Here is an 18,392-nt window from a genome sequence, read left to right on the forward strand (position 1 = left end):
CAACCAGGAACCCACCAGGAGTCGCGCGTCTCGCCGCGATCCCCGTCCCGATCCCCGTCGCACCCCCCGCCCCGCCCCCCGTCGCACCCCCCGTCGCCGGTCGGCCTCGCGCAGGACCGCGATCGCGGCGACGGCGGCCGCGATCGCGACCGTGGTCGGAGTATCAGGATGCAGCGACTCGAGCCACCCGGCCCTGGCGCTGACCGCCGCGATCCCCACCACCGTGCCCTCCGACGCCGTGCTGCGGATCGGCGACCCGGCAGTGCAGATCGCGATCCAGGCCGCGGGACTGGACAAGCAGCTCGCCGCCGAGGGCGTCACCGTCAAGTGGGCCAACATCAGCGGCGGGCCGGACAGCATCAAGGCGTTCCGGGGCAACCAGCTGGATTGCAGCGCGGTCGCCGACATCCCCTCGCTGTTCGCGCACTGGACCGGCACGCCCACGAAGATCGTGTTCCAGTCGGTCACGATCGACCCGCTCTCGCACCCGGTCTACCAGCTCGGCATCGCGCCCGGCGTGGCCGTCAGAACCCTGACGGACCTCAAGGGCAAGAAGATCGCCTACAGCGCCGGCCAGGCCCAGGGCGCCCTGGTCCTGCGGGTGTTGCAGAAGGCCGGGCTCAGCAAGAACGACGTCACGCTCGTGGACCTGCCGAGCACGGCGAGCACCTACAACCAGGCGCTCGGCAGCCACGCCGTGGACGTCGCACCGCTGGGCAACAGCACGATCGCGACGTACCTGCACCAGTACTCCGGCTCCTCGGCGATCGACACCGGCATCCGGGACGACGCCTCGACGCTGTACTGCCTCACGTCCTCGGTCCAGGACCCGGGCAAGGCCGCGGCGCTCCGGCACTACGTCGCGGCCCGCACCAAGGCACTGCTGTGGCAGAACACTCACCCGGACGAGTGGGCCAAGCTCTACTACCAGCAGAACCAGGGCTTGAGCGCCGCCGACGCGCAGCACGCGGTGCAGGTCAAGGGCGAGACCGGGATCCCGACGGACTGGACGAACGCGGATGCCCGGCTCCAGGCGACCGCCGATCTGCTGGCCCAGAACCAGGGCAACCCGAAGTTCGACGTCGCAGAGGTCGTCGACACGCGCTTCGCGGCGGTGGAGGCCGCGGCGGCCGGATCGGACGTGGTCGGCGGGGCGGCGTCATGAGCGACGTCGTCCTGCACCACCAAGCCGGCGTGGCCATCAGCACCACCGACGCCGGCGCCGCCACTGCCACCGGCGCCGACGCCGCCACCGCCGCCGCCACCGCCCCGGCCGAGGACGCGACGCTGGACCTGCGCGTCGTCCGCCGCCGGCTCGGGCCCGGACGCCGGATCCGCTTCGCCCTCTGGATCGGCCCCACGCTGCTGCTGGCCGTCTGGGTGACCGGCTCGCTGGCCGGCTTCATCGCCCCGCAGGTGCTCACCGCGCCGTGGGACGTCGTCAAGGAGTTCGGCGAGCAGTGGAATCACCACGACCTGCTCAGCAACATCACCGCCTCGCTGGGGCGCGCCGGATACGGACTGGCGCTGGGCACGGCGACCGGCTTCGTCCTGGCCCTCGTCTCCGGCCTGTCCCGGCTCGGTGAGGCCGTCATCGACGGGCCGATCCAGGTCAAACGCTCCATCCCGACGCTGGCCCTGATCCCGCTGTTCGTGGCCTGGTTCGGCATCGGCGAGGAGATGAAGATCATCACCATCGCGCTGATCTCGATGATCCCGATCTACATCAACACCCACAACGGGCTGCGCGGCATCGACGGACGCTACGCCGAGCTCGCCGAGACCCTGGACATCAAGCGCGGCACGTTCCTGCGGCACGTGGTGCTGCCCGGCGCGCTCCCCGGCTTTCTGCTGGGCCTGCGGTTCGCGGTCACCGGCGCGATGCTCGGCCTGGTCGTGGTCGAGCAGTACAACTCGCTGTCCGGCATCGGCCACATGATGACGCTGGCCCAGGAGTACGGGCAGACCTCGGTCATCGTCGTCGGCCTGGTGCTGTACGGCATTTACGGCTTCCTCGCCGACTCCGCGGTCCGGCTCGTGGAAAGGAGGGCCCTGTCATGGCGACAGACGTTGGAGGGGTGACTACGGACTCTGCGACGGCGACGGTGACGGACACAGCCGGGGCCACGGCGGCAGGGAGCACCACGGCAGTCGGGGCCACCGCGGCGACCACCGCCGGCGTCACGGTCCGCAACCTGCACCGCAGCTTCAACCGGTCCGGCGGCGTGCTCAACGGCCTGGACCTGGACATCGCGCCGGGCGAGTTCGTCGCGCTGATCGGGCGCTCCGGCAGCGGCAAGAGCACTCTGCTGCGCGCCCTGGCCGGGCTCGACCGGGATGTCGAAGGCTACGGCAGGATCTCGGTCCCGCGGCAGGTCTCGGTCGTCTTCCAGGACTCCCGGCTGCTGCCGTGGCGGCGGCTGCTGGCCAACGTGACCTTCGGCCTGGAGGGCAAGGACGCCGCCGAACGCGGCCGGCGCGCGCTGACGGAGGTCGGCCTGGCCGGGCGCGAACGGGCCTGGCCCGGCGAGCTGTCCGGCGGCCAGCAGCAACGCGCCGCGCTGGCCCGCTCGCTGGTCCGCGAGCCTCAGCTGCTGCTCGCCGACGAGCCGTTCGGTGCGCTCGACGCCCTCACCCGCCTGCAGATGCACGCCTTGCTGCGCAAGCTCTGCGCGGTGCACAAGCCGGCGGTGCTGCTGGTGACCCACGACGTCGACGAGGCGATCGTGCTCGCCGACCGGGTGATCCTGCTCGACGAGGGCGTCGTCGGCACCGACGTCCGCGTCGACCTGGAGGAGCGGTCGCAGGCGGACCCGGGCTTCGCCGCGCTGCGCCGACAGCTGCTCGACGCCCTGGGCGCCACCGGCGAACACCTCGGCTCCGACTTCATCGCCCCCGGCACGCGCCGGGCGTCCTGAAAGGACACGAACCCACCCATGGGCACCGCCAAGACCGGCAGGAAGCTCCATCTCAACGCGTTCCTCATGGACACCGGCCATCACGAGGCGTCGTGGCGCCTGCCGGAGTCCGACCCGTACGCGGTCTGGGACGTCGAGTACTACAAACGCGTCGCCCGGATCGCCGAGCGCGGCAAACTGGACTCGATCTTCTTCGCCGACAGCCCGGCCCAGGGCCACGACCCCGCGCGGCGGCCGCCGGGCAAGCTGGAACCGACCGTGCTGCTGACCGTCATCGCCGGGGCCACCGAGCACATCGGCCTGATCGCCACCGCGTCCACGTCCTACAACGAGCCGTTCAACCTGGCCCGGCGCTTCGCGTCGGTGGACATCGCCTCGAACGGCCGGGTCGGCTGGAACATCGTCACCACGGCCGGGGCCGACGCCGCCCGCAACTTCAGCTTCGACGACGTGCCGCCGCACAAGGAGCGGTACGAGCGGGCCGACGAGTTCGTCCACGTCGCCACCAAGCTGTGGGACAGCTGGGCCGACGACGCGACGATCGCGGACAAGGCGGCCGGCGTGCACACAGTGCCGGCCCTGGTCCGCCCGATCAACCACCGCGGCCGGTTCTTCCGCGTCGACGGCCCGCTGAACTCGCCGCGCCCGCCGCAGGGCTGGCCGCTGCTGGTCCAGGCCGGCTCCTCGGAGGATGGCAAGGAGTTCGCTGCCACCTGGGCCGAGGCGGTCTTCACCGCACAGCAGACGCTGGAGGAATCACAGGCCTTTTACACCGACCTCAAGGCCCGCGCGGTGCGGCGCGGACGCGACCCCGAGAGTATCAAGATCCTGCCGGGCATCGTCCCGGTCATCGGCGACACCGAGGCCGCGGCCCGCGACCTGGAGGACCAGCTCGAACGGCTGATCGACCCGGAGCACCAGAAGCGCAACCTGGCCGACCGCTTCCGGCTCGACCCCGACGCGCTCGACCTGGACCGGCCGCTGCCGCTGGACCTGCTGCCGAAGGAGGACGAGATCCAGGACGCCAAGAGCCGCTACACGCTCATCGTCGATCTGGCCCGGCGGGAGAACCTGACCGTGCGCCAGCTGATCGCCCGCCTCGGCGGCGGCCGCGGCCACCGCACCTTCACCGGCACGCCGGTGCAGGTCGCCGACACCATCCAGCACTACTTCGAGAACGGCGCCGCCGACGGCTTCAACATCATGCCGGCCGTCCTCCCCTCGGGGCTGGAGGCGTTCGTGGACAAGGTCGTCCCGATCCTCCAGGAGCGCGGCCTGTTCCGCACCGAGTACGAAGGCACCACGCTGCGCGACCACTACGGTTTGGCCCGCCCGGCCAACCAGATCCACACCGCGGGCGTCGCTTCGTGACCGCTGCCCCGAGCCGTCCGGAGCCGCCGGCCCCGGACGGCGTCCGGCCGCCGGATGTCGATGTCAGCTGGCTGCGACGCCTCGCCGGCTACTGTCTGCGGCACCGCGGCGACCTGGCCGCCGCGTACGGAGCGGCGCTCGTGGCGGCCATCGCCTCCGCGGTGCTGCCTCTGGTGCTGCGGCACATCGTCGACGGCGTCGACGACCACGCGCTGCGGATGACGCCGTGGCTGCTGATCCTGGCCGGACTGGGACTGGTGCGGTTCGCCGCGAGCTTCCTGCGCCGCTACTGCTCCGGCCGGCTGTCGCTCGGCGTCCAGTACGACCTGCGCAACGACGCGCTCGCCTCGCTGCTGCGGCTCGGAGGCGGCTATCAGGACGAGCTGCGGATCGGCCAGGTCGTGAGCCGTTCGATCTCTGATATCACCCTGATCCAGCAGCTGTTGCAGATGCTGCCGAACATGACCGGCAACTTCCTGATGTTCGCCGTCTCGCTGGTGTTCATGGCGGTGCTCTCGCCGCTGCTGACGCTGGTCGCGCTGGTGGTGGCGCCGGCGCTGTACGTGATCGTCCGGCGCAGCCGCAACGACCTGTTCCCGGCCAACTGGCACGCGCAGCAGGAGGCGGCCGAGGTCGCCACCGGCGTCGAGGAGGCCGTCACCGGCGTCCGGGTGGTCAAGGGGTTCGGCCAGGAGGAACGGGAGATCCGGGAGCTCGAAAGCCGGGCCCGGCGGCTGTTCTCCTCGCGGGTACGGGTCGCGCGGCTGACCAGCCGCTACAACCCGGCGCTGCAAGCCGTGCCGCCGCTGGGACAGGTCGCCGTGCTGGCGCTGGGCGGGTGGCTGGCGCTGCGCGGCGACATCACGCTGGGCACGTTTTTGGCGTTCACCACGTATCTGAGTTCCTTCGTGAACCCGGTCCGGCAGGTGGCGACGCTGCTGACCGTGTGGCAGCAGGCCCGGGCCGGGGTCGAGCGGGTGCTCGACATCGTCGACGTCACGCCGGGCATCACGGACCGCCCCGACGCCGTCGAACTCCCGGACGTTCCGCTCGCGCTGGAGTGGGACGGCGTCGTCTACGGCCACGGCGAGGAAGGCGGCACGCCGCTGCTGAACGGCTTCTCGCTGCGGGTGGAGCCGGGCGAGACCATCGCGCTCGTCGGCACGGCCGGGTCCGGCAAATCGACGGCGGCGCATCTCGTCCCGCGCTTCTACGACCCGTCGGCGGGGTCGGTGCGCGTGGGCGGGATCGACGTCCGCGACCTGCGGCTGGCCTCGCTGCGCTCGCGACTGGGGTTCGTGTTCGAAGACAGCCGTCTGATATCCGGGACAATCCGGGCGAACATCGCCTTCGCCGAGCCGGACGCCTCGATCGAGCGGATCCGCGCGGCGGCGCGGATCGCCCGCGCGGACGAGTTCGTCGACGGGCTGCCGGACGGCTACGACACGGTCGTGGGCGAGCAAGGACTGACCTTGTCCGGCGGGCAGAGGCAGCGGATCGCTTTGGCCCGCGCGATCCTGCGGGATCCCGCGGTGCTGATCCTCGACGACGCCACCTCGGCGATCGACGCCCGGGTGGAGAAGGAGATCCACGCCGGCCTGCACGGCGTCACCCGGCGGCGCACCACGCTGATCATCGCGCACCGGGCCTCGACGCTGGAGCTGGCCGACCGGATCGCGGTCCTGGACGGCGGCCGGGTCGTCGACGTCGGGACCGCGGCCGAGCTCGAAGAACGCAGCGCGGTCTACCGGGCGCTGCTGTCGGGCGAGCCGGCGCCGGGCGAGCTCGACATCGACGCGGTCGAGGCGGCGGGCCCGTACCGGCCGGGCGGCGTCACCGAGACGCTGTGGCAGCGGCCCCACGAGGAGGATGAGGTCGGGGAAACGGTGGGGCTGCGGGTCGCTCAAGCGTTCGCAGCCCGCGCGGCCGGTTCGGGCCAGGGCGGCGGCGCCCGCGCGTCGCTGGGCGGCGGCGTGCTCGGGTCGGCGCCGCCGACGCCGGCGATGCTGGCGCATCTGGCGCGGGTACCGCTGGTGGACCAGGATCCTGATGTGCCCTCCGAGCAGGCGCGCGCCGCCGATCCGCACTTCGGGCTCGCGTCGCTGATCCGGCCCTTTCGCAGTGCCCTGCTGCTGGGCCTGATCCTGGTCGCCCTGGACGCGGCGGCCGAGATCGCCGTGCCGATCCTGGTGCGGCACGGCGTCGACTCCGGCATCGCGCGCGGCTCCGAGCGCGCGCTGGCGGTGGTGTCGCTGGCGGCGGCCGCGATCGTCGGCGCGGACTGGATCGCAGGGATCTGTCAGGTCCGCGTCACCGGTCGCACCGGCGAGCGGTTGCTCTATACGTTGCGGGTCAAGACATTCGCGCAGTTGCAGCGGCTCGGGCTCGACTACTACGAGCGGGAGCAGGCCGGCCGGATCATGACGCGGATGACGACGGACGTGGACTCGCTGTCGAACTTCCTCCAGACCGGGCTGGCGACGTTCGTGGTCAGTGTGCTGACGGTGTTCGGTGTGCTGATCGCGCTTCTGGTCATCGACGCCGGGCTGGCGCTGGTCCTGGTCGCCGCGCTGCCGGTCCTGGTGCTCGCGACCGCCGTCTTCCGGCGGCGGTCGGTGCCGGCGTATCTCGACGCCCGGGAGAAGGTCAGCGCGGTCAACGCCGATCTCCAGGAGAACGTGACGCTGATCCGGGTCACGCAGGCGTTCGGGCGTGAGGCGTACAACCATGGGGCCTTCGCCCGGCGGGCTTGGGCGTTCCGGGACTCGCGCCTGTATGCGCAGCGGTTGATGGCGACGTTCTTCCCTTTTGTGGAGTTCCTCAGCGTCGCCTCCAGCGCGGCGGTGCTCTACGCGGGGGCACAGCAGGTCCGCTCGGGGGCGCTCTCGGCGGGGACGCTGATCGCGTTCCTGCTCTGCGTCGATCTGTTCTTCTCGCCGATCCAGCAGCTGTCCCAGGTCTTCGACGGGTATCAGCAGGCTGTCGTTGGGCTGGGACGGCTTCGAGCGCTGATGCGCACGCCCTCGGCGACCCCGGCGTCGGATTCCCCAGTGCCGGTAACGGAACTGGCCGGGGCGATCGAGTTCGACAACGTCGGCTTCGGCTATCGGACCGAGGCCGACGGCGCCGAACCCCGTGAGGTGCTGCACGGCGTCAGCTTCCGCATCGCGCCGGGTGAGACCGTCGCCCTGGTCGGGACCACCGGCGCCGGCAAATCGACGATCGTCAAGCTGGTGGCCCGGTTCTACGACCCGACGGCGGGCGCGGTCCGCATCGACGGCGTCGACGTCCGCGACTTCGACCTCGGCCAGTTCCGGCACCGGCTGGGCATCGTGCCGCAGGAGTCGCACATCGGCGGCGGCACGGTGCGCGACGCGATCGCGTACGGCCGGCCCGACGCCACCGACACCGAGGTGGAGGCGGCGGCCCGGGCGGTCGGCGCGCACGAGATGATCGCCGGGCTGCGGCACGGCTACCTCACCGACGTCGGGGAGCGGGGCCGGACGCTGTCGGCCGGGCAGCGGCAGCTGCTGGCGCTGGCCCGGGCCGAGCTCGTCGATCCGGACGTCCTGCTGCTCGACGAGGCCACGGCCGCGCTGGACCTGGCCACCGAGCGGCGGGTCGGGCGGGCGACGGCGGCGCTGACCCGGCGGCGGACCACGATCGTGGTGGCGCACCGGCTCACCACCGCGATGGCCGCCGACCGGATCGTGGTGCTCGGCCACGGCCGGGTGCTCGAAAGCGGCGCGCACGGCGAGCTGCTGCACGCGGACGGGCCCTATGCCCGGCTGTGGCAGGCGTTCCAGAGCGCCGGCCCCAAGGCCGACGTCGACACGTTGTCACAGTCTTCTGATGTTGTTGTTCTATCACAGTCTCCTGACAGCGCCCTCTTGTCACAATCCCCTGATGTCGACCTTCTGTCGCAATCACAAGGAGAGAACCGATGACCATACCCCTGCGCCCGTTCGGCCGTACCGGCGTGAAGGTCAGCGCGCTCGCGCTGGGCACCATGATGTTCGGGCCGCGCGGCAACCCGGACCACGAGGACAGCGTCCGGATCATCCACCGTGCGCTCGACGCCGGGATCAACCTGATCGACACGGCCGACGTCTACAGCCAGGGCGAGTCCGAGACGATCGTCGGCAAGGCCCTCGCCGGCCGCCGCGACGACGTCTTCCTCGCCACGAAGTTCCACGGCCGGATGGGCGAGGACGTCAACCGCTTCGGCAACTCCCGGCGCTGGATCCTCAAGGCGGTCGAGGAGTCGCTCACCCGGTTGCGGACCGACCACATCGACCTCTACCAGGTGCACCGGCCCGAGGACGACACCGATGTCGACGAGACCCTCGGGGCGCTGTCCGACCTGGTCCACCAGGGCAAGATCCGCTACATCGGCACGTCGACGTTCGAGCCCTCCGGGATCGTCGAGGCCCAGTGGACGGCCGAGCGGCGCGGGCGGGAGCGGCCGGTCGCGGAGCAGCCGCCGTACTCGATCCTGGCCCGCGGCATCGAACGCGAAGTGCTGCCGATCGCCCAGAAGTACGGACTCGCGGTGATCCCGTGGAGCCCGCTGGCCGGAGGCTGGCTGAGCGGCAAGTTCCGCGCCGGCGGCCCGCAGCCCGAGACCAGCCGCGGGGCGCTGCAACAGGGACGGTTCGAGATCGGCGACCCGGAGAACACTGAGAAACTCCAGGCGGTGGAGGCGTTGGCACTGCTCGCCGAGGAGGCGGGCATCTCGCTGGTGCACCTGGCCCTGGCCTTCGTCCTCGAACACCCGGCCGTGACGGCACCGATCATCGGCCCGCGCACCTTCGAGCACCTTGAGGGGCAGCTGGGAGCGGCGTCGCTGCGACTGGCCCCGGACGTACTGGACGAGATCGACAAGATCGTGCCGCCGGGAGTCACGCTGTCTTCGCGCGATGCGGGGTACTACCCGCCGTCGATCACCGAGTCCACGCGGCGCCGAAGGGGCTGAGGCCGAACCCGCCGTCGAACAGCGGCAACGCGGGCCGGGCGGGACGGCCACACCCCGACCGCCCGACCCACGTATCAGAGTTCTGCTTCAATGGACCTCGATGACGCAGCGCCATCGACGATGGCACTCGCCGCGGGGAGAACACATGACCAGGCAGCATTGGATCACCCTCGCCATCTTGGCCGTAGCAGCCATCGCGATCAGAGCCTACCTCGGACCCTCTTCCAGCTGCCGCATAGCCGGCGCAGACGCAGCCCGCAGGAACGCGCAACCGCACGGCGCGCAGCGCAAGGCGACGCAGTCGCAATGCACAAACACGCCCAAGTCCTTTACCGCGAGGCACGCCGACGACGCGCCCTCAAATACCTACGCCGGGCGGCGGCAATGGGAAACCTCGACGCCGTGAACACCCTGGTCGGCTACCTAGCGTTTCCGCGGGAGGCATTGGAGCGCAAGTCCTGGATGCGCCGGGCCTCACAACTGGCAATCGAGCAGAAGAAGCCGGCAATAGTCATTGCCGGCTACCTGCGCGCCATCGAGGAGTTCGACCACGCCGGCCGCGTACTGCTCCGCGCAGCCAAGCTAGGCGACATCGACGCCGCCTTCGAGGTAGGCCTGATCAACGAAGGCCCCGACGGCAACGCAACCGAAGCCGAACGCCGCTTCCGCCAGGCAGCAGACGCAGGGCACTACAAAGCCCAGCTGAAGCTCGGCAACCTCCTCATGCAAAGCGACCGCTCGGCCGAAGGTAAGTACTACTACCAAAAAGCCATCGCCCAAGAGCCCGCCCAAGGCCGTTCAGCAACCTTCGAACTCGGCCAACACCTATGGAAACGCGGCGAGATCGACAAAGCCGACCAACTCCTCAGAAGCGCCACAACCCCCGCCGACCCACACTCAAACGTCTACGTCTACGCCGAGTTCCTATGCGAACAAGGCCAAACCGCCAAAGCCATCGAACTCCTCCAAGCACGCCACGGCACCTCCGCCACAACCACCCAACTCCGCGAAGCCGCCAAAGTCCTCCGCCACGGCCACCGCCCCGACGCCGCCACAGAATTCACAGACCGCGCCGACCACATCGAACTCCAGGAACGACAACGAGACGCGAACCGCGACTATGACGACTTCGACTGAGCCTGGGGCGGAGCCGGGGGCGGGGCCGGAGCCTGAGGCGGGGGCGGGGGCGGAGCCCGAGCCGGAGCCGGGGGCGGAGCCCGAGCCGGAGCCGGAGCCGGAGCCGGCAGGCCGCCCACCCGCAACACCTCGCCACCCCCGGGAAGCCCCAGCACCGCGAGGCCCCCACCAGGCATTTTAGGCTCCCACTAGACCATCCGAGTGACGCCATGACAACGACACGCCCATGTTTTTCCGTGCTCGATATAGCAGCGACCGTCGAGGGCAGCCAGACCCGGGTGGAGGTGTCAGTGCCGACCGCCGAACCAACCGCCAGCGCACAGACCAGCAGACCCGCGACGACCTGGAGACGCTGGCTGACGATGCGCTGACCAGCGGCGCGCGGTGAGCAGCGATTGGCGGACCGGTGATGCGCGCGGCGGCCTGCGGACCAGTCCAGCGGCGCACGGTGATCGGCGACCTGCGGACGGGCAGCGCGCGGCGACCTGCGGGACAGCGGTGCGCGGTGAGTTGGTGATCGGTGATCGGTGACCAGCGGACCGGTTGGTGCGCAGCGGCCGGCGACGCGGTGGCCGATGGTACGCCGACGCCCGCAATGCGGTGACCGTTGGCGCGCGGTATCGACAATGGGGAAGCCGGCAGCGCATGGTGGTCGGCAATGTGTCGGCCCGTGGTGCGGTGGTCGGCGGCGCGGTAGCCGGTAGCGCACGGAGGTCGGCTCCGGAGCTGCGGCACGCGCAACGATCTCATGGGCTTCGGGCTTCAAGCTCCAGCCATCGGGGCTTCGGCGCTCGGGCTTCGGCCTTCGGGGCTCCAGCCATCGGGGCATCAGCCTGTGGGGCCTCGGGACTTCGGGGCCTTACGGCCTCGGGACTTCGGGGCTTTGCAGCTTCGGGACTTCGGGGCTTTACGGCTTCGGGCTTTGGCGCTCGGGCTTCGGAGCGTTGGGGCTTCGGGCTCCAGCCATCTGGCAACCGGCATCAGGCATCTGGCATCTGGCATCTGGCCGGACCTTCGGCACCGGGCTTCGCCCTTCGCGCTTCAGCCATCACCGTTATGTATCAGGGTACTGGTAACTTTCTGCCACCGGCTCGGGGAAATCGTCCGGCCAACGCTGTTGGATCTGGGTCAGCGTGGATGACCAGAGTGTGGCCTGGGGGTGGGCGTCTCTTGCGCGGAGTGTTGAGGTGATTCGGGTGATCAGGCTGGCGGCTTGGGGGGTGGAGACGATTGATTCGAGTGGGGAGTGGGGGGCTAGGCCTAGGCGTTCGGCTTCGTGGAGGGCTCTGGGGAGGGGGTCTGTGGTTGGGGTGGGGTGGTCGAGGCGGATGCATTCTTCGGCGATGCGTTGGATGAAGCGGGGGAAGATCAGGCGGAGGTAGAGGTCGTCGAGGTTGTTGAGGGCGGTGTTGAGGTCTTGGGTGGTGGTGTGGGAGAGCCAGGGTTCCCAGCGGTCCATGCGGGTCAGGTCTGGGGAGAAGGGGCGGTCCAGGGCGGAGCTGAGGAGGGAGTTGCCGATGATGACGCGCATCTCCTCCGTGCTGTCGCGGATGTCGCGGAGTTCGTTCAGGCGGTTCGGTGGGAGGCGGTCCTTGGCTGGGGACGCGAGGAGGGAGGATGACATGCGTAGGCTTGCGATGTAGGAGAGCAGGGCCAGGTGGAGTTTGCGGTGGAAGTCGAGGAAGTCGCGTGCGCCGTCGGCTTGGCGGCGGAGGCGGTCGCCGTTGGTTCGTAGGGCTCGGGTGATGGCGATCGCGCGCATGGGGCCGTCGGGTGGGTCGTCGATGAGTGCTGCGACCACGCTTTCGGCGGTCAGGTCGGGGAGGGGGGTGATCTGTGTGGGGTGCGCGGCTTCGATGCCTATGGATTCGGAGGGGTCGGAGGGGTCCAAGCGCTCGAACATGTCGGGCGGAATGGCTGGCAGGAGTCGACGGCGCAACCAGGCCGCTTTGGGGTCCACGCTCATGGTCAGGCACGCGGCCTTGATATCGGCGGCGGCTGGGACCGGTATCAGGAGCCGAACATAGCGGTCCGAGACGGCCGCGTTGACGGCATCGGCCCAGGCTCTGGCCTGGGCATCGTCGTCGGGTGGTAGCCCGGCAGATGCGTCGGGCGGCGCGTCGGGCGACAGCCAGGTCGGTGCGTCGGGCGGCGTGTCGGGGAGCAGCTCGGTCGCCACGTTGACCGACTCCGCAGCCTGCACCTCAGCCAAAACATCAGCCAGCACCACCGCGTCCGCCACCGCGTGGTCAAGCCGCTCGTAGCTCTCGACGGCGTCGAGGATCTGCGCGATATGACAGTCCTCGTACATGGTCGGGTCTCGGGCCTCGATCTCCTCGGCGAGCTCGCGCAGGCGCGTTTCAAGCACCCTCTCGACGCGTAGATGGCCCTTCACCACACGTGCTGGGTCGATGTGCGGCGGCAGTTCGTCGTATGTGCGGCGTTGTCCGCCTTCGGCGACGATGAAGCCCTCGGAGCCGCGTGGGCTGATGATTTCGACGACGCCCTCGCCGCTGGTCAGGATCGCGCGTAGTTCTGGTACGTCGGCGATGAGCTCGTTCGCGCCGGGCGGCCTGGTGAGCAGTGTGAGGCGGGCCATGCGGTGGAAGCGTTCGAGGCGGACGAGAGTGCGGATGCGTTCGGTGAGCGTTTGCGGGTCGCTCACCGGCGGGTCGCTCACCGGGTCAGCTCCGTGGTGAACTGTTCGACGAGGCGTTTGGCGAGGTCCTCCGTCACTCTCTCGTTGAAGCCGAGGCCCAGGAGGGCGGTGCGGAGCTCGGCGATCTGGGCGGAGGCGCTGGTCTGGAGGACGTCGGCGAACTGGTCGGTGGTCAGGGGGCCGACTACTTCCGCGACTATTTGGTCGAGTTCGGTCTGTGCCTGCCGGGCTTTTTTGGGCAGCTCGTTCTCGGCGCCGTTCCCGGACATGCCGAGCAGGGCCTCGACTCGGTCGAAGGCCGCGTCCACGGCTCGGCGGCCCCAGTCCTGGCCACGGGCCTCGGCTGCCTCGCGTGCGCCGGTGGCGATCGCGCGCCAGAAGGAGCGGACCATGAGCGTTCCGACGACCAGAGCGATTTCGATGCCGGTGAAGAATCGGCGGTCCTCCTCGCGCCGCGACAGCCGTACCTGCATCACGTCCGGCCCGATCTCGGCCACGGCCAGGCGAGCGAGATCTGAGCTCGTTGAGGTCTCTATGCGTTCCACCCCTCCCCCGCTGCGCGTGGTCAGTTTCAGTTTTCCTCGCTACTTCTCGGAGCTTCCATACCGAGAAGATCTCCAAACCGGGGAGAACGGCCCGAGCCGCAAACCGTCAGGGTCCTGGTACGCAGACATCACGTACCAGGACCCTGACGTCAGTTGACGGCTAGCCGATCGCCGCCGCGAACACATGCAACGGCGCCGACGAACCGGCGGGCAGCGTCACGGACTGGATGGTCTTGCCAGCCTCCAACGCCACGCTGTCGTAGAACACTGATGCCTTCCACGGCGACGTACCACTGGCCGTGTTGCCATAGGCGGAAGTCACCGCGACCTGCGATCCGGGGAACGGAGAAGTCGAAGCCCAGTCCCCGAACCCGAGCGTGAACTGCTGCGTCGTCCCGTCGGTGTAGGTGATGGTCGCCGTCCCGGACGACTGTCCGTTGGCGGCGGCCCCCAGGAAGCCCAGAGTGGTGCCGGTGCCGGTAACGCTGAACGAACGTCCGTCGGCCTGGACGTTGTCAGCAGTGCCCGCCGCGGCGGAGGGCCACGTGAATACGAGCCCGTCGAAAGTGAACTGGCTGCCCGGTGTCAGTCCGGCTGCCGCCAGTGCCTGCGCCGAGAAGCTGTTCTCACCTCCGTCGATGTTGCCCGGCGTGTGGTCCGCGTCGTCGGTGATGGACACGTTGTTGAACCCCGCGCTCAGCGACGGATACGCGACCGTGGTCTGCGTTCCGGAGATTCCGGCCTGGGCGCCGCCGACGCTCTCTGTCACGCCGATCACCTGCGAACCAGGCTGCTGCGACGCCGGAACCGCCACCGACCAGGTCGTCGACACCGTCGCCCCGGGTGCCACCGTCGCGAACGTGTTCGGCGTGCTGTTCGTCGCCGTCCACCCCGCGGGCAGCGTCAGCGCCAGCGCCACGGTGGACAGCGCCGCCGAGGAGGTGTTGGCCAGCGTGGTGGTCACCGTACCGGACGAGCCCGGTTCGAGGGCCGGCGGCGCCGCGACCGAGAGCTGGTCGGACTTGATGGACAGGGCGAAGATGTGGAGCGCCGGTATCCCGCCGTGCGGCTGCGCGCTGCCGGACGGGAGCGTGATCGACTGCACCGTCTTGGCCGGGTCGAGCGCCACCGGGTAGTAGTCGATCGTCGCCGCCCACCCGGTCCGGTTGCCCGGCTGGTTGCCGTAGGGCGAGCGGATCGCCACGTCGCCGCCGGCCGGCGGGGTGCCGTTGGCCCAGTCGCCGAAGCCGATGGTGTACGGCTGGGTGCTGCCGTCGGTGTAGGTGATGACGCCGCTGCCGCTGCTGGCGCCCCAGGTGCTGGTGCCCAGCAGACCGAGCGTGGAGCCGGAGCCGGAGAGGTCGATGGTCTGCCCGGCCGCGACCACGTTGTCCTCCTGGCCGACCTGCCGGTCGGGCCAGGTGAAGGTCAGGCCGTTGTGCACCAGCGGCGCGCCCGGCGTCACCCCGACCGAGGCCAGCGCCTGGGCCGAGAAGCTGGCGCCGGCGCCGTCCAGATCGGCGCCGCCGCGGTTGCTGTCGTTGGTGGTGGCCTTGTTGTTGAACGCCGCCGACAGGGACGTGTAGGGAACGGCCAGCTGGCTGTAGCCGGTGCTGTCGTGGCGTCCGTCGACAGTGGCGTCGGCGTTCACCGTGTACGTGCCGCCGGCACCGGCGGGCACCGCCACGGCCCACGTGGTCGTCACCTTCTGGCCGGCCGCGACGCGGGCGAAGCTCGACGGGCTGGTCGCCGTCGCGGTCCAGCCGGAGGGCAGGTCCAGGTTCATCGCGACGTTGTTCACCGCGCCGGAGTTTCCGGTACCGGTGTTGGTGAACGTCGTGGTGACGGTCGAGGTCTGCCCGGGCTGCGCCAGCGCCGGGGCGCTGATCGAGACGGCGTGGCCGACCACGATCGGCGTGGAGCCGCTCACTCCGTCGACGGTGACGGTGATGTCGGCGGCGCCGGTGCCGACGGCGGTCACCAGGCCCTTGGAGGTGACGGTGGCCACGTCGGGGTTGCTGCTGCGGTAGCTGACGCGGGCCTTGGACAGATCGGCGAAGCTGCCGTCGACCGCGGCGGCCTCGACGATGTTGTCCGCGGTGACGGCCAGGTTGCGGTCCTGCGGGACCGAGCCGACGCCGGTGGTGTCGTCCGCGATCCACGGGTTCTTGCCGGTGAGGTCGAGCGTCTGGCCGACCTGGAAGGCGACCTGGTCGGGCTGCACAGTAACGCTGCGGACGCGCGTCGCCAGCGCGCCGGTGACGGTAACGTCGGCGCTGCCGCGGAGGTCGCTGGAGTCGGCGCCGACCTGGAAGGCGTAGGTGCCGTCGTAGACGACCGACTTCATCGTGGTGGGGTTCCAGATGCCCAAGTCAGGGATCTGAGCCGTGATCGTGAGCCGCTGGCTCTGACCGGGGTTCAGCACCTTGCTCTTGGCGAACCCGACCAGCTGCTCCTTCGGGAACGTCGCGCCGGTGACGGTGAACTTCGGCGACGCGTACAGCTGCGCCACAGTACTTCCCGCAGTGGTACCGGTGTTGGTCACGGTGACGGTGACCGTCTGCGAGCCGTTCGCGTCGACGCTGCGGTGATCGGCGCGGACGTCGGAGAAGGCGAACGTCGAGTAGCTCAGGCCGTAGCCGAAGGGGTAGGTCGGAGCGCCGGTGAAGTACATGTAGGTGCGGCCCAGCCCACCGGTCTCGGCCGGGGTCAGGCCGTAGTTCGACATGGCAGGGAGCTGCGAATCATCGGCGTACCAGGTGAAGTTCAGGTGCCCGGCAGGGTTCTGCGCCCCGAAGATCACGTCGGCCAGCGCGGTGCCCTGGCTCTCGCCGTTGAAGCCGCTGAACACGATCGAGGCGAAGTCGTTCTGGACGTCGGCGATCCGCACCGGGCCGCCGGACTGGATCGCGAGCACCGTCCGGGGGTTGCCGACCGCGGCGATCTGCGAGATCAGCGAGTCGTAGTTGCCCGGCATGGCGATGGTAGTGCGGTCCTTGCCCTCGTCGGCGATCTGCTGGTTGGTGCCGACGAACACGATGACGGCGTCGGCGGCGGCGACGTCGGCCAGGGTCTGCGGCGAGCAGCTCGCGGGTGCGCTCGCCGTGGTGGAGGTGCCGCAGGCGTCGAAGGCGACGGTCGCCCCGGGGTTGGCCTTCTGCACGGCGGCGGTGATGCCCTGCACGGCGCTGACCTTGAGCGACGGGTCGCTGGAGTAGTTACCGAGGGTCACGGTGTTCGCCATGTCGCCGACGACCACGATCTTGTTCGTCGTGGCGGCGGACAACGGCAGCAGCGGCTTGGCGGCGCCCGCCGCGGGCTGGTTCTTCAGCAACACCAGCGAGTTGTCGGCGATCTTGGTGGCGAGCGCCTGGTGGGCCGGGCTCTGGATCTGTGCCTTGGTGATCTGGGTGTAGGGGTTGGAGCCGGCGGGGTCGAACTCGCCGGTCTGCATGCGCACGGTGAAGATGTTCACCAGGGCGTTGTCGATGACGCCTTCGCTGAGGATTCCGGCGTTGATCGCCGCGGTGATGTCAGCGTACGTGTTCTCGCCGCCGGCGCAGTTCAGGTCGGTGCCGGCGCGCAGTGCGTAGGCCTGGCCGCCGGCCTGGGCCGGAACGGTGGTGCCGGTGGCGGTGTCGGTCCAGGTGCCGGTGGAGCTCTTGCCGTCGGTGGTCCAGCCGGGTGGCGCCCAGTTGTGGCCGCTGGGGAACGACTGGTAGGCGGTGCCGATGGCGCCGCAGTCGGAGGTGATGTAGCCGTTGAACCCGTACTGGCGCTGCGCGAGCTGGTTGGTGGTGTAGGTGTCGGCGACCGAGGGGGTGCCGTTGATGGCGTTGTACGACGTCATCAGGCCTGAGACATGCGCGTTCTCGATCAGGCTGGCGAACTGCTTGGTGTAGTAGTCGTGCAGTTCGGTGTCGCTGACGTTCGAGGTGACGCCGGTGCGGTCCTGCTCGACGTTGTTCAGGGCATAGTGCTTCGCCGTGGCCGCGACCTTGAGATAGCCGGTCTTGGACTGGCCGGTCGGCGTGTTGCCCTCGTAGCCGTTGACGAAGGCGCCGGCCATCTGCGACACCAGGTAGGGGTCCTCGCCGAACGCCTCGTCGGTCCGGCCCCAGCGCGGGTCGCGGTCCATGTTCACGGTGGGGGCCCAGAAGGTCAGGCTGCCGTAGTCGGCGGCCGACGGGCCGAGATTGTTCTGGTTCACGCCGAACAGCGATTTGTCCAGGAAGCCGCGGGCCTCGTCGGATATCGCGGTGGTCTCCTGGTAGATCAGGTCCGGGTCCCAGGACATGGTGCTGGCGAAGTTGGTCGGGAAGCTCGTGGAGCGGACCGCGCCGCCGTTGCCGTTGTTGACCTGGTTCGCGCCGAGGGTGTTGACGCCGTGCTGACCCTCGCTCCAGTACGTGTACTGCTGCACTCCCAGGCGGGGGATCGCGGGGCCGCTGTTGGTGCTCAGCTGCTCCACTTTCTCGGGCAGTGTCATTCGGGAGACCAGGTCGGCGGCGCGCGCCTGCGGGCTGTAGTGGGTGTCGAGGTAGATCGGCACCGGGGTCTTCTTCTGGGCCGCGTTCGCCGCCGGCCCGGGTCCGGCTCCGAATCCGGCCGGGAGTCCGGCTCCGGCCGACGAGGCCGGGGCGGCGGACACCACGATGCCCAGTCCGAGGGCCAGGGTGGCCGTGGCGTGGACCGTCCTGCGGAGCCCGGGCCGTTTGGTGCGTCTGTGCTGGTGCATTGCGCCTCCGAACTGGATGTCTGGTGGGGCACTCGCTCGACGCGGGAGC

The 18,392-nt window shown here is 69.9% G+C and carries 10 protein-coding genes; 7 read left to right on the top strand and 3 right to left on the bottom strand.

Annotated features, from left to right (window positions below; genetic code table 11):
• The first annotated feature begins 151 nt into the window (after positions 1–151).
• The 7 genes from ABD481_RS32320 to ABD481_RS32350 all read left to right on the top strand — a co-directional run bounded on the left by ABD481_RS32320 (position 152) and on the right by ABD481_RS32350 (position 10,401).
• The gene (locus tag ABD481_RS32320; RefSeq protein WP_344669614.1) at positions 152–1,165 is read left to right on the top strand and encodes an ABC transporter substrate-binding protein; all 1,014 of its coding nucleotides are present in this window, start codon (positions 152–154) and stop codon (positions 1,163–1,165) included.
• Positions 1,162–2,082 carry an ABC transporter permease gene (locus ABD481_RS32325; RefSeq protein ID WP_344669615.1) on the top strand — a complete coding sequence of 307 codons (921 nt, stop codon included), beginning with the start codon at positions 1,162–1,164 and terminating at the stop codon, positions 2,080–2,082. Before ABD481_RS32320 ends, ABD481_RS32325 begins: the two co-directional genes overlap by 4 nt.
• Positions 2,058–2,918 carry an ABC transporter ATP-binding protein gene (locus tag ABD481_RS32330; protein WP_344669616.1) on the top strand — a complete coding sequence of 287 codons (861 nt, stop codon included), beginning with the start codon at positions 2,058–2,060 and terminating at the stop codon, positions 2,916–2,918. The genes ABD481_RS32325 and ABD481_RS32330 overlap by 25 nt, the downstream gene beginning before the upstream one ends.
• A gap of 18 nt (positions 2,919–2,936) precedes the next feature.
• A complete protein-coding gene (locus ABD481_RS32335) occupies positions 2,937–4,289 on the top strand; it encodes an LLM class flavin-dependent oxidoreductase (RefSeq protein WP_344669617.1) in 1,353 nt (450 codons plus the stop codon).
• A complete protein-coding gene (locus ABD481_RS32340) occupies positions 4,286–8,236 on the top strand; it encodes an ABC transporter ATP-binding protein (protein WP_425559340.1) in 3,951 nt (1,316 codons plus the stop codon). Before ABD481_RS32335 ends, ABD481_RS32340 begins: the two co-directional genes overlap by 4 nt.
• Complete coding sequence (locus ABD481_RS32345; protein WP_344669618.1) at positions 8,233–9,264, top strand: aldo/keto reductase; 1,032 nt, start codon at positions 8,233–8,235, stop codon at positions 9,262–9,264. Before ABD481_RS32340 ends, ABD481_RS32345 begins: the two co-directional genes overlap by 4 nt.
• Positions 9,265–9,570: 306 nt before the next feature.
• Positions 9,571–10,401, top strand: a complete 831-nt coding sequence (locus tag ABD481_RS32350) for a tetratricopeptide repeat protein (RefSeq protein WP_344669619.1) — start codon at positions 9,571–9,573, stop codon at positions 10,399–10,401.
• A gap of 1,054 nt (positions 10,402–11,455) precedes the next feature.
• Here the strand turns inward: ABD481_RS32350 and ABD481_RS32355 are convergent.
• The 3 genes from ABD481_RS32355 to ABD481_RS32365 all read right to left on the bottom strand — a co-directional run bounded on the left by ABD481_RS32355 (position 11,456) and on the right by ABD481_RS32365 (position 18,343).
• Positions 11,456–13,081 (bottom strand): trehalase domain-containing protein, encoded by a 1,626-nt coding sequence (locus ABD481_RS32355; RefSeq protein ID WP_344669620.1) that lies wholly within the window; start codon positions 13,079–13,081, stop codon positions 11,456–11,458.
• Positions 13,078–13,605, bottom strand: a complete 528-nt coding sequence (locus ABD481_RS32360) for a hypothetical protein (protein ID WP_344669621.1) — start codon at positions 13,603–13,605, stop codon at positions 13,078–13,080. The genes ABD481_RS32355 and ABD481_RS32360 overlap by 4 nt, the downstream gene beginning before the upstream one ends.
• A gap of 160 nt (positions 13,606–13,765) precedes the next feature.
• Positions 13,766–18,343, bottom strand: a complete 4,578-nt coding sequence (locus ABD481_RS32365) for a glycoside hydrolase family 3 C-terminal domain-containing protein (RefSeq protein WP_344669622.1) — start codon at positions 18,341–18,343, stop codon at positions 13,766–13,768.
• Positions 18,344–18,392 lie beyond the last annotated feature (49 nt).

It is taken from the genome of Catenulispora yoronensis, assembly GCF_039531695.1.
Lineage (GTDB): Bacteria > Actinomycetota > Actinomycetes > Streptomycetales > Catenulisporaceae > Catenulispora > Catenulispora yoronensis.

Coding starts and splice junctions, on each gene's coding strand:
- ABD481_RS32330 (WP_344669616.1), top strand. CDS start 2,058: ATGGCGACAGACGTTGGAGGGGTGACTACGGACTCTGCGACGGCGACG.
- ABD481_RS32335 (WP_344669617.1), top strand. CDS start 2,937: ATGGGCACCGCCAAGACCGGCAGGAAGCTCCATCTCAACGCGTTCCTC.
- ABD481_RS32365 (WP_344669622.1), bottom strand. CDS start 18,343: ATGCACCAGCACAGACGCACCAAACGGCCCGGGCTCCGCAGGACGGTC.
- ABD481_RS32325 (WP_344669615.1), top strand. CDS start 1,162: ATGAGCGACGTCGTCCTGCACCACCAAGCCGGCGTGGCCATCAGCACC.
- ABD481_RS32345 (WP_344669618.1), top strand. CDS start 8,233: ATGACCATACCCCTGCGCCCGTTCGGCCGTACCGGCGTGAAGGTCAGC.
- ABD481_RS32350 (WP_344669619.1), top strand. CDS start 9,571: ATGCACAAACACGCCCAAGTCCTTTACCGCGAGGCACGCCGACGACGC.